The 11,722-nt window shown below is 74.4% G+C and carries 8 protein-coding genes; 2 read left to right on the plus strand and 6 right to left on the minus strand.

Annotated features, from left to right (window positions below; translation table 11 throughout):
* Positions 1 to 20 precede the first annotated feature (20 nt).
* Together KRAD_RS16425 and KRAD_RS16430 are read left to right on the plus strand one after the other, a co-directional pair.
* Positions 21 to 1,538, plus strand: a complete 1,518-nt coding sequence (locus KRAD_RS16425; protein WP_012086771.1) for a long-chain-fatty-acid--CoA ligase — start codon at positions 21 to 23, stop codon at positions 1,536 to 1,538.
* Entirely contained in the window at positions 1,535 to 2,716 is a 1,182-nt protein-coding gene (locus KRAD_RS16430; protein WP_012086772.1) for an acyl-CoA dehydrogenase family protein, read from the plus strand. Before KRAD_RS16425 ends, KRAD_RS16430 begins: the two co-directional genes overlap by 4 nt.
* Before the next feature lie 32 nt (positions 2,717 to 2,748).
* Here KRAD_RS16430 and KRAD_RS16435 read toward each other — a convergent pair whose 3' ends face one another.
* The 6 genes from KRAD_RS16435 to KRAD_RS16460 all read right to left on the minus strand — a co-directional run bounded on the left by KRAD_RS16435 (position 2,749) and on the right by KRAD_RS16460 (position 11,704).
* Complete coding sequence (locus tag KRAD_RS16435; RefSeq protein ID WP_012086773.1) at positions 2,749 to 4,722, minus strand: methyl-accepting chemotaxis protein; 1,974 nt, start codon at positions 4,720 to 4,722, stop codon at positions 2,749 to 2,751.
* Between the two features lie 97 nt (positions 4,723 to 4,819).
* Positions 4,820 to 6,865 (minus strand): 3-hydroxyacyl-CoA dehydrogenase NAD-binding domain-containing protein, encoded by a 2,046-nt coding sequence (locus tag KRAD_RS16440; protein WP_012086774.1) that lies wholly within the window; start codon positions 6,863 to 6,865, stop codon positions 4,820 to 4,822.
* Positions 6,865 to 8,076 (minus strand): thiolase family protein, encoded by a 1,212-nt coding sequence (locus KRAD_RS16445; RefSeq protein WP_012086775.1) that lies wholly within the window; start codon positions 8,074 to 8,076, stop codon positions 6,865 to 6,867. The genes KRAD_RS16440 and KRAD_RS16445 overlap by 1 nt, the downstream gene beginning before the upstream one ends.
* Positions 8,077 to 8,171: 95 nt before the next feature.
* A complete protein-coding gene (locus KRAD_RS16450) occupies positions 8,172 to 9,140 on the minus strand; it encodes an ABC transporter substrate-binding protein (RefSeq protein WP_012086776.1) in 969 nt (322 codons plus the stop codon).
* 118 nt (positions 9,141 to 9,258) lie between these two features.
* The gene (locus KRAD_RS16455; protein ID WP_012086777.1) at positions 9,259 to 10,089 is read right to left on the minus strand and encodes a formate/nitrite transporter family protein; all 831 of its coding nucleotides are present in this window, start codon (positions 10,087 to 10,089) and stop codon (positions 9,259 to 9,261) included.
* Between the two features lie 121 nt (positions 10,090 to 10,210).
* The gene (locus KRAD_RS16460; protein WP_012086778.1) at positions 10,211 to 11,704 is read right to left on the minus strand and encodes a glycosyltransferase family 2 protein; all 1,494 of its coding nucleotides are present in this window, start codon (positions 11,702 to 11,704) and stop codon (positions 10,211 to 10,213) included.
* Between the last annotated feature and the right edge of the window lie 18 nt (positions 11,705 to 11,722).

The following is an 11,722-nucleotide window of genomic DNA, read 5'->3' on the forward strand; positions in this document are numbered from 1 at the left end:
CGACGTCTGCAGGAGCACCGATGAGCAGTCCCACCACCTTCGCGGGGGCGGTCGCCGAGCACGCCCGCACCCGCCCGGACGGCGTCGCCGTCCGCCTCGACGAGCACGTCCTGACCTGGCGCGAGCTCGACGACGCCACCGCCCGCGTCGCGGCCCTGCTGCGCGCGCAGGGCGTCCGGCCCGGCGACCGCGTCGCGCTGGTCCTGCCCAACGTCCCGCAGTTCCCGGTGCTCTACCACGGGATCCTGCGGGCGGGCGCGGTCGTCGTCCCGATGAACCCCCTGCTGCGCGGGCGGGAGGTCAACCACCACTTCGCCGACTCCGGCGCGGTCCTCGCCCTCGTCTGGCACGCCGTCGCCGACGCCTCCCACGCCGGCGCGGTCGGCACCGGCACCCGGGTCGTCGTCGTGGAGCCCGGGGCCACCGCCGCCCTGCTCGCCGGGGTGGACCCCGACCCCGCGGTGCACGTCCCCGACCCCGGCGACACCGCCGTCATCCTCTACACCTCCGGCACCACCGGGGCCCCCAAGGGCGCCGAGCTCAGCCACCGCAACCTGCTCAGCAACGCCCTCACCTCCCAGGAGCGCCTCATCCGCCTCGGCGGGGACGACGTGATCCTCGGGGCCCTGCCCCTGTTCCACGCCTTCGGGCAGACGTGCGCCATGAACACCGCCGTCGTCGCCGGGCGCACCCTCAGCCTGCTGCCCCGCTTCAGCGCCGCCGCGGCGCTCGCCGTCGTCGAGCGCGACCGGGTCACCCACTTCGCGGGCGTGCCGACGATGTACGTCGCGCTGCTCAACGAACCCGGGGCGGAGGAGTTCGACCTCTCGTCGTGGCGCTCTTGCGTCTCCGGCGGGGCGTCGCTGCCGGTGGAGGTGCTGCGCGGCTTCGAGGCCCGCTTCGGGGTGCAGATCCTGGAGGGCTACGGGCTGAGCGAGACCTCCCCGGTCGCCTCCTTCAACCACCCCGACGCCGTCCGCAAGCCCGGCACGATCGGCGTCCCCGTCCGCGGCTGCGAGATGGACCTGCGCGGCGCCGACGGCACCCCCGTCACCGAGGGGGTGGGGGAGATCGTGGTCCGCGGCGAGAACGTCATGACGGGCTACTGGCGCAACGAGGCGGCCACGGCGGCCGCGTTCACCGCCGACGGCTGGTTCCGCACCGGCGACCTCGCCACCCGCGACGAGGACGGCTACTACGCGATCGTCGACCGGGCCAAGGACATGATCGACCGCGGCGGCTACAACGTGTACCCGCGCGAGGTCGAGGAGGTCCTCCACGAGCACCCCGCGGTCGAGCAGGTCGCCGTCGTCGGCTTCCCCGACCCGCTGGTCGGGGAGGAGGTCGGGGCGGCCGTCGTGCTCAAGGAAGGCGCCTGCGCGACGCCCGAGGAGCTGCAGCAGCACGTCAAGGACGCCCTCGCCGCGTACAAGTACCCCCGCCGGGTCTGGATCGTCTCCGAACTGCCCAAGGGGCCCACCGGCAAGATCCTCAAGCGCGAGATCCACCCACCCCTGGAGAGGACCAGCGAATCGTGACCACGCTCCCGGAGTCCCCCCGCGGATCCGACTACTTCGACCTCGCCGCCGACCTCACCGACCACGAGCGGGAGGTGTGGGCGCAGGTCCGCGCCTTCGTCGACGAGGAGCTGATCCCGGTCGCCGGCGGGTACTGGGAACGCGCCGAGATGCCGCTGGACCTGCTGAAGGAGTACGGGCAGCTCAACCTCGTCGGCGACGCCCTGGAGGGACCGGGGGTCCCGCGGCTCAGCCACACCGCCGCCGGGCTGGTGACGATGGAGCTGTCCCGCGGCGACGGCAGCTTCGCCACGATGCTCGGGGTCCAGGCCGGCCTCGCCATGCGCTCCATCGCCTTCCTCGGCTCGCAGGAGCAGAAGGAGCGCTGGCTGCCGCCGATGGCGCGGCTGGAGGTGCTGGGCGCGTTCGGGCTGACCGAGCCCGACCACGGCTCCGACGCCGTCGCGCTGGCCACCACCGCCCGACGCGAGGGGGACGAGTACGTCCTCGACGGGGCCAAGCGGTGGATCGGCTTCGGGACGGTTTGCGACGTGTGCGTGGTGTGGGCCCGCGGCGAGGACGGCCAGGTCCAGGGCTTCCTCGTCGAGCGGGGGACCCCGGGGTTCGAGGCGAGGGTCATCGAGGGCAAGGCGTCCCTGCGCGCCATCCACAACGCCGACATCACCCTCACCGGCGTGCGGGTCCCCGCCGCGAACCGGCTGCCCGGGGCGAACAGCTTCCGCGACACCGGACGGGTGCTGTCCGCCACCCGCGCCGGGATCGCCTGGGGGGCGCTGGGGCACGCCACCGCCGCCTACGAGACCGCGCTGGCCTACTCCCTGGAGCGGAAGCAGTTCGGCCAGCCCCTCGCCTCGTTCCAGCTCGTGCAGGACAAGCTGGTGCAGATGCTCGCCGAGGTCACCGCGATGCAGCTGTTCTGCGTGCGGGTCGGCAAGCTCGCCGACGAGGGGCGGCTCACCGACACCCAGGCCTCGCTGGCCAAGGTGAACTCCACCCGCAAGGCCCGCGCCGTCACCGCGATGGCGCGCGACCTGCTCGGCGGCAACGGGATCCTGCTCGAGCACCGGGTGGCCCGGCACATGGCCGACGTCGAGGCGCTGCACACCTACGAGGGGACGGAGTCGATCCAGACCCTCATCGTCGGGCGCCACCTCACCGGGATCTCCTCCTTCACCTGAGGGTCCGCGACGGCCGGCCGCTCACCCGGGGCTCACACCTTGAAGCGGCCGACCAGCGCCCGCACGTGCTCGGCCGACCCCGCCACCTGGCGCGAGCACGCGTCGGTCTCGGCGGCGCTGGCGGTGGTGCGCTCGGCGACCCGGGCGACCTCGCCGATCGTCCCGGCGATCGTCCGGGTGGCCGACGCCGCGCGCGACACCCCGCTCGCGAGGTCGCCGGTCACCGCGGACTGCTCCTCCACGGCCGCCGCGACGGTCGCCTGGATCTCGTCGAGGCGGTCGATGACGGTGCCGATGTGCGCCACCGAGCCCGAGGCCTGCGAGACGCTGCCCTGCAGCGCCTCGATCTTGCGCTCGATGTCCTCGGTGGCCCGCGCGGTCTGGAGGCTGAGCTCCTTGACCTCCCCGGCCACGACGGCGAAGCCCTTGCCCGCGTCGCCGGCCCGGGCGGCCTCGATCGTGGCGTTGAGGGCCAGCAGGTTGGTCTGCTGCGCGATGGAGGTGATGGCGGCGACGATCTCGCTGATCTCGGCCGAGCTGGAGGACAGCTCGGCGATGACCCGCTCGGTGGAGCGGGCGGTGTCCACGGCCTCGGCGGCGATCCGGGAGGCCTCGTGGGTCCCGCGGGCGATCTCGGAGATGCTCGCGCCCATCTGCTCGGTCGCGGCCGAGATCCCGGTGACCTCGCCGCTGGCGGTGTCGGCCTGCTCGGCGACGACGCCGGAGCGCTGCGCGGTGTCCTGCACGTCCTCCCCGAGGCGCCGGCTGGTCTCGTCGAGGGTGGAGGCCGCCCGGTCGAGGGTGGCGGCCTCGACGGAGACCTCGCGGACGGTGGCGGCGATGGTCTCGGCGAACCGGTTGAAGGCCCCGCCGAGCTCGCCGAGCTCGTCGCGGCGGGTCTCGTCGACGCGCTTGGTCAGGTCGCCGTCGCCGTCGGCGATGTCGGTCAGGCTGTCGCGCAGCCGCCGGATCGGGCGGCCGATCCCCGTCCCGATGACCCAGGTCACGATCCCGGCCACGAGGACGGCGAGCAGGCCCAGCAGCAGGGTCGTGGTGCGCAGCGAGTGGCTGGCGGCCAGCGCGGCGGAGCGGGGGGCGCTCACGAGCAGGGTCCAGGTCTGCTCGCCGGTGACGGCCACGGGGGCGACGGCGGTCAGCGCGTCCCCGCCCAGGACGGCGTCCTCGCCCGAGCGCGTCGCGGTCTCCCCCGAAGCGGTCACCTCGGCGGCGAGGCTCTTCGCCCAGCCCGCGGCGGCGGTGCCGAGGAGGTCCTCGCGGGGGTGGGTCACGAACGTGCCCCGGTCGGTCAGCAGCGAGGCGTAGCCGGTGCCGTAGGGCCGGACCTCGGCCATCGACGTGGTGAGGCCGGCCAGCGACAGGTCGGCGGTGACGACGCCGAGGAACGTCCCGTCCACGACGACCGGGGCCGCCGCGGTGCTCATGAGGACGTCCACCCCGTCGACGGCGTAGGTGTAGGGCTCGGTGAAGAGGACCTCCCCCGTCTCCTTCGGCGTCCAGTACCAGGTGCTCGCGGCCGGGTCGTCCAGGCCGGTGAGCGGGGCGAGGGCGACGTCGTTCCCGCTGCGGTACCAGTAGGGGACGAACCGGCCGCTGGCGTCGGTCGTGGCGTCGGTGCCCGCGCCGGCGGCGAACTCCGCGTCGCGGCCGTCGAAGGCGTTCGCCTCCCACCCCGTGCTGACTCCGAAGAACCCCGGGTGCGTGAGCAGGGACTGGCGGACCAGCTCCGAGGCGGCGGGGCGGGTGAGCCCGCCCTGGCGGTGCAGGGTGGCGAGCGTGCCGGCGAGGTCGGTGACGGTGCGGACCGCCCCGGCCAGCTCCTCCCGCACGTCGCCCGCGCTGGTCCGCGCCAGCTGGGAGGTGTAGCGGGTGGCCTGCTGCTCCCCGAAGGAGCTGCTGCGCGCGGTGACCACCACGACGAGGAGCGTCACGGTGGTCACGACCATCGCCAGCGTGCTCGCGACGAGGCGGGTCCTGATGCTGCGCACGGGTGTGCTCCCGGTGGTCGAGGGGTGTCTCGGGATCCCTCGACCACCGGGGCGGGCGGTTTGAGCCCGCGCGGGGGACCGCGGCGGCGGGCCGGGGCTACCCCGCGGGGTGGAACCGGCGCCCGGTGACGCGTTCGGAGGCCCCCACCCGGTCCAGGTAGGGGGTGATCCCCCCGGTGAACAGCGGGTGCCCGGTCCCCAGCACGAGGCACACGTCGACGTCCTCGGGACCGGCCACGACCCCCTCGTCGAGGACGCGGCGGACCTCGTCGGCCAGCGCGTCCTGCACCCGGTGCAGGACCTCCTCGCGCGTCAGGGGGGAGGACCCGACCTCGAAGAGGCCCTCGTCGGCGCCCGTGGCCGCGACCGGCCCCTTGGGCGTGACGAGGGCGGGCCCACCGGCCTCGACCCAGCGCCGCAGGTTGCCCGAGACGCGGTAGCGGTCGGGGAACGCGGCGGCGAGGGTCTCGTGGACGTGCAGCATGACCGCGGGGCCCACGAACGAGGCCAGCCGGAACGGCGACATCGGCAGCCCGAGGGGGTCCAGGCTGCGCTCGACCTCCAGCAGCGGGGTCCCCGCGTCCAGCGCCCGGACGACCTCGTCGAACATCCGCGTCGAGATCCGGTTCACCACGAACGCGGGGGCGTCCTGCACGAGCACGCAGGTCTTCTTCAGCCGCGCGCCCACGGCGAACGCCGTCGCCAGGGAGGCCTCGTCGGTCTCGGGGGTCCGCACGACCTCCACCAGCGGCAGCACCGCGACGGGGTTGAAGAAGTGGAACCCGACGAAGCGCTGCGGGTGCTCCAGCACCGAGGCCATGGCGGTCACCGACAGGGAACTGGTGTTGGTGGCGATCACGGCGTCCGGGCGCAGCAGCGGTTCCAGCTCCCGCAGCACGTCCTGCTTGACCGCGAGCTCCTCGAAGACGGCCTCGACGACGAAGTCCGCGTCGGCCAGGGCGCTCTTGTCCACCGAGCCCGACACCGAGGCCGACAGCCGGTTGGCGGTGTCGGGGGAGACGCGTCCCTTGCGCAGGAGCTCGGCGACGCCCTCGCGGACGAACCCCACGCCCTTCTCCACCCGGTCGGGGGAGACGTCGGTGAGGACGACCGGGACCTGCAGCCGGTGCAGGAGCAGCAGCGCCAGCTGCGAGGCCATGAGCCCCGCGCCGACGACGCCGACGCTGGTGACCTTCCGGGCGAGGTCGCGGGCCGGGGCCCCGGCGGGTTTCTTCGCGTAGCGCTGGACGAGGTCGAAGGCGTAGAGCCCCGCCCGCAGCTCCCCGGAGACGATGAGGTCGCCCAGCGCGGCCTCCTCGGCGGCGAAGTGGGTCTCGCGGTCGGCGGTGCGGGCGGCGGACAGCAGGTCCAGGGTCCGGTACGGCGCCGGGGCGGCGCCGTGGACGCGGGCGTCGGCGACGGCCCGGCCGCGTTCGATCGCGGCGGTCCACGTCGTCTCGTCGGCGAGGTCGCGACGGGTCACCGGGGTGGTCCCGGCGAGCACGGACGCGGTCCAGCGCAGCGACTCCACCAGGAAGTCGGCGGCCTCGAACCGCGCGTCGACGATCCCGGCCTCGAAGGCCTGCGGCCCGGTCAGCGTCCGGTTGTTCGCCAGGGCGTTCTCCACGGCCACCTGCACCGCGACGTCGGGCCCCGCGATCCGCGGCAGCAGGTACGTCCCGCCCCAGCCGGGGACCAGCCCGAGGTGCGCCTCGGGCAGCCCGAGGCCGCGCACCTGCTCCGACACCGTCCGGTAGGTGCAGTGCAGGGCCGTCTCCAGCCCGCCGCCGAGGGCGAGGCCGTTGACGTAGGCGAAGGTGGGGACCGGCGACGTGGCGAACCGCCCGAGCACCCGGTGGCCGAGCTCGGCGGTGGCCACGGCGTCCTCGCGGGAGGTGGTGCGCGCGACGGACTTCAGATCCGCGCCGGCGCAGAACACCCCGTTCACCCCGGTGACCCCGATGGCGACGAGTCCCTCGTCGGCGACGAGGCGCTCGGCCTCGTCGACGGCCCGTTCCAGCGCGAGCAGCGTCTCCGCCCCCAGCACGAAGGGTTTCCGCGGGTCCCCGGGGTCGAGGGTCAGCAGGGCCATCCGCCCGGCGCCGGCGGCGGGCAGGTCCAGGGTGCGCACGTGCACGGGCATCAGTTCGCCCCTCCCCAGTTCGGGTTCTCCCACAGGACGGAGCCGCCCTGGCCCAGGCCCACGCACATGGCGGTGAGGCCGTAGCGGACCTCGGGGTGCTCGGAGAACTGCCGGGCCAGCTGGGTCATGAGCCGGACCCCGGAGGCGGCGAGCGGGTGCCCGATGGCGATCGCCCCGCCGTAGGGGTTGACCCGTTCGTCGTCGTCGGCGATGCCGAAGTGGTCGAGGAAGCTGAGGACCTGCACGGCGAACGCCTCGTTGAGCTCGAAGAGGCCGATGTCGTCGATGCCCAGCCCGGCCCGGGCGAGGACTTTCTCGGTGGAGGGGATGGGGCCCAGGCCCATGACCTCCGGCTCGACCCCGGCGAAGGCGAACCCCACCAGTCGCATCCTCGGCGTCAGGCCCAGGTCGGCGGCGGTCTCCTCGGCGGCCACGACGCAGGCGGTGGCGCCGTCGGTGAGGGGGGAGGCGTTGCCGGCGGTGACCCGCCCGTGCGGGCGGAACGGGGTCTTGAGGCCCGCCAGCGCCTCCAGGGTGGTGCCGGGGCGGGCGAGCTCGTCGGCGGTGGCCAGGCCCCAGCCCTTCTCCGCGCTGGGCGAGGCGACGGGGACGAGGTCGGCGCCGACCTGGCCGTTGGCGACGGCCTTCGCGAACTTGGCCTGGGAGTTCACCGCGTACTCGTCGGAGCGCTGCTTGGTGAGCTGCGGGAAGCGGTCGTGCAGGGCCTCGGCGGTCTTGCCCATGTCGAGGGCGTCGGGGGAGACGATGCGCTCGGTGAGGAAGCGGGGGTTGGGGTCCATGCCCTGGCCCAGCGGGTGGTGGCCCATGTGCTCCACCCCGCCGGCGAGGGCGACGTCGAGGGCCCCCACCGCGATCGAGGCCGCGGTGGTGGTCACGGCGGTCATCGCCCCCGCGCACCAGCGGTCGATGGCGTAGCCGGGCGTGGTGACCGGCAGCCCGGCGAGCAGCGCCGCGCTGCGCCCGAGGACCAGGCCCTGGTCCCCGGACTGGGTGGCCGCGGCGATCGCGACCTCCTCCACCCGTTCGGGCGGTAGGGACGGGTTGCGGCGCAGGAGCTCGCGCAGGCAGGCGACCACGAGGTCGTCGGCGCGGGTCTGGGCGTGCAGGCCGTCGGGGCGGGCCTTGCCGAACGGGGTGCGGACGCCGTCGGCGAAGACGACGCTCCGACCCGGGGCGGGGGTGTGGACCACAGGACCTCCTCGTCACTGGTGCTGGCGGGCACCACCGTACGCGGTACCGCCGGTCACAGGTAACTGGCGGGGTCCTCGGGGCCCCCACCCGGCCCTCACCCGGCGGCTTCCGTCGCCAGCCGGGCCAGCAGGTCGGCGTTGGGTTCCACGGTGAGGACGGAGTCGAAGTACAGCTGGTTGGACTCCTCCTCACCCAGCTCCACGACGCGCCCGGAGCGCACGACGTCGAGCCGCTGGAAGCCCTCGCGGGCCCGCAGGGCGTCGGTCGCCGCGCGGCCGGCGCCGAAGTCCAGCAGCACGAGCAGGTCGCCCTCCAGTTGCTCCAGCCGCTCCTCGGAGAGCGGGTCGACGGCCTCGTCGGGGGTGGCCTGCGCGGGCAGGGCGGGCAGGCCGAGGGCCGCGGCGGCCCGGCCCGCGGGGGAGCGGTCGTTCAGGACGTAGAGGCTGCCGTCGTCGAAGGCGGCCACGGTGCGCAGCGTCACGCCCCGGGCGGCGGCGGGCAGCGCGGCGGCCCGCGCGGCGACGGCGGCCTCCGCCGAGGCGATCCGGCGCGCGGCCTCCTCCTCGAGGCCCACGGCGCGCGCCACCTGCTGGAGGTTGGTGCGCCAGTCGATGAAGCTCGTCACGACGGTCGGCGCGACCGCGGAGTAGGTGGCGAGGTTGTCGTCGGTCGCGAAGCCCCGCTGCACGAGCAGCAGGTCCGGGGACCAGAGGGCGACCTGCTCGAAGTTCGTCTCCCCGGCGAGCGGGTAGGAGGGGACGCCGCGGGCGAGCTCCCGCACCCAGCTGCGCAGGGGGTCGTTGCGCTGGCCGAAGCCCACCGGCCTCACGCCGAGGGCGAGCAGCGAGCAGAGCTCCGCGCCGTCGGTCGCGCACGCGACGCGCTGCGGGCGCTCCGCGAGCTCGGTGCGGCCCAGCTCGTGCTCGACGGTGCGCGGGAACGTCCCGGCCGCGCCGGTGCCCGCGGTGGCGCTGCCGGCACCGGCGGGTTCCGCCGAGCAGGCGGTGAGCGCGCCGAGGGCTGCGAGCGGGGTGGCGGAGAGGATGGCGCGGCGCGAGGGCACGTCGGCTCCCGGAGGTCTCGAGAGGGGTCCGGCGAGCGCCGGGCCAGCGGAGGTTAGCCAAACCTCACTCGTCCTGGCAAGGGAGTCCGGGCGCCCCAGGCCCCGGCCGCCGCGCTCCTCAGCCCCGGGGGCTCGGCGCGGCCTCGGCGCGGGCCTCGGCGACCCGGTGCGGCACGCGCAGCAGCCGGATCGCCGTCACCAGGACCAGACCCCCCACGAGGTTGCCCAGCGCCGACCAGCCGAGCAGACCCAGCCAGTGCCCGTACCCGAACGGCGCGCCGACGTGGAACGCGCAGAACATCAGCAGCGAGTCCAGCACGCAGTGGAACAGCTGCGCCCCGGCGAGCAGGGCCCCGAACAGCACGGCGGGCACGAGCTTGACCCCCACGCTCTCGGTGGCGTGCTGCATGCGCGTCATGAGGGTGATGACGGCACCGGCGAGCACCGCGAGGGTGAACGACTGCAGGTCGATGCCGAGGTCGGCGTAGTGCTGGGCGCTGCTGAGCGCGGTCGGGGCCAGGTCGGGCAGCGCCGTGACGATCAGCCAGGTGATCACCCACCCCGCGAGGAGGTTCGTCGCGAGGGTGGCCAGCCACAACCGCAGCAGCTGCGGCACCGTCCCCCGCTTGGCGACCACGGCGGTCACGGGGACGAGGAAGTTCTCGGTGAACAGCTCGCTGCGCGCCAGCAGCAGGGCCACGAAGCCCAGCGAGAACGCGAGCCCGGCCAGCAGGTGGCTGCCCGTGGCGTGCTGGACGACGAGGTAGGCCAGCAACCCCGTCCCCACGTCGATCCCGCCCAGCAGCCCGACGCTGAGCAGCGGCAGCAGCGGTCGCCGCAGCCGGTCCTCGCCCTCCTCCACCAGCCGGTCGAAGGCGTCCTCGACCTCCGCCTCCGGTTCGTCGGGGCGCTCGGCCGGGGAGGGCAAGGTGCTTCGGTCGCTGGCCACGGGGCGGCTCCTCGCTGCGTTCGGTCCTGCCGCGGGACCTACCCCGTTCCGGGTCCGGCAACCGGGACGCACGACGGCGCGGGACGGTCCGGGGACCGTCTCGCGCCGTGAGCTGGTGGTGTCAGGCGGTGAGCCCGCGGGTGGGGCGCAGCAGCTTGATGACGAGCAGGACGCTCGCGATGATCGTCACGAGGGCCAGCGAGCGCCAGCCGACGGTGAGCACCAGCCGCTGGAACTCGATGCTGGCCTGGGTCAGCCAGTACCAGGCCCCGACGGAGGAGGCGGCGACAGACCCGAGGATCGTGCCGAGCAGCGCGCCGGCGCCGTTCCCGCTGCGCTTGCCGGCCTCGGCCGCGGCCTGCTCGGCCCACAGGTCGCGGCGCTTGCCGAGCAGGTGGGTCACCCAGGACTTGGCGGTGTTCCAGCCGGAGAACCACAGCCACATCTCGCCCGGCAGCCACAGGACGGCGAAGAGGTAGTCGGCGCGGGTCCGGTGGGGGGACAGGTGCGCCATCTTGAGCTGGTAGAGCGCGGCGAGGGCGGTGGGGGTGATCCACCACCAGGACCACACGAACTGCGAGACCGACACCGACGCGGCGAGCAGGGCGAGGAAGGCCAGGCGCATGAGCACGTTGAGGCCGAGGCCGATGTGCTGCAGCCAGAAGGGGATCGTCCGCTTGGACAGCGGCATGCTCGTCATGAGCGAGATGAGGCCGGCGTTCCACTTGGCGCGCTGACCGGAGAGGGCGCGCACGGTCGGCATCGCACCGACCTGGGCGCGGGCGGTGGCCGACATGACCGTCGTCCAGCCGATCTCCTGCAGCTCCAGGCCGAGCTGGGCGTCCTCGGTGGCGGTCTCGTTGGTCCACGGCGCGGGCCGGTGGTGGCGGCGGGTGACCTCGTCGACGGCGCTGAAGCGGAAGGCCGAGCACTGGCCGCCGACGATCGTCGTCTTGCGGGCCCGCTCGTTGGCGCGCACCTGGAACTGGGTGAAGTCCATCTTCTGCGCGCGGACCAGCTGCCGGTTGAACCAGCCCCCGGTGCCCTCGGCGAAGTGGTACTTGGCCGAGACGGCCGCGGCGCTGGGCGTCTTGAGGAGCTCGGCCTCGAGGTCGGCGAGGCACTCGGGGTCGAGGACGACGTCGGCGTCCATGGAGACCATGACGTCGAACGCGCCCCCGGCGAGGAACTCGGCGTAGCCGGTGGCCAGCGCGCCGACCTTGGCGTCGGTGTTGCCGACGGTCTCGATGACCTTGACCCCGCGGTAGCGGCGGGCGATCTTCACGGTGTCGTCGGTGCAGTTGTCGGCGATGACGACGATGAGGTCGGGGGTCCGGGTCTGGGTCACCAGCGAGTCCAGGCAGGCCTCGATGTCCTGCTCCTCGTTGTGGGCGGGGAGCAGGACGGCCATGCGGGCGGTGCGGCGGGTCGCGGGCCGGTAGCGCAGGCGGTGGATCGTGACCTCGAGGGCCCGGCGCGCCGCCACGGCGGTGTCGGCGAGGCGCTCGGCGAAGCTGGCCCGCGGGGCGGGGACGTCCAGGCGCGGCACGACGGTGCCTTCGAGGACGCGCGGCTCGGGCTGGACGAGGAGGGGGGCGAGGTCTTGCACGGCCATGGGGGCTGCCTCCGTGGG

Source organism: Kineococcus radiotolerans SRS30216 = ATCC BAA-149 (genome assembly GCF_000017305.1).
In the GTDB taxonomy this organism is placed as follows: domain Bacteria; phylum Actinomycetota; class Actinomycetes; order Actinomycetales; family Kineococcaceae; genus Kineococcus; species Kineococcus radiotolerans.

Excerpts from the sequence above, each read along its gene's own strand:
- KRAD_RS16425 (WP_012086771.1), top strand. The coding sequence starts at position 21 with ATGAGCAGTCCCACCACCTTCGCGGGGGCGGTCGCCGAGCACGCCCGC.
- KRAD_RS16440 (WP_012086774.1), bottom strand. The coding sequence starts at position 6,865 with ATGCCCGTGCACGTGCGCACCCTGGACCTGCCCGCCGCCGGCGCCGGG.
- KRAD_RS16460 (WP_012086778.1), bottom strand. The coding sequence starts at position 11,704 with ATGGCCGTGCAAGACCTCGCCCCCCTCCTCGTCCAGCCCGAGCCGCGC.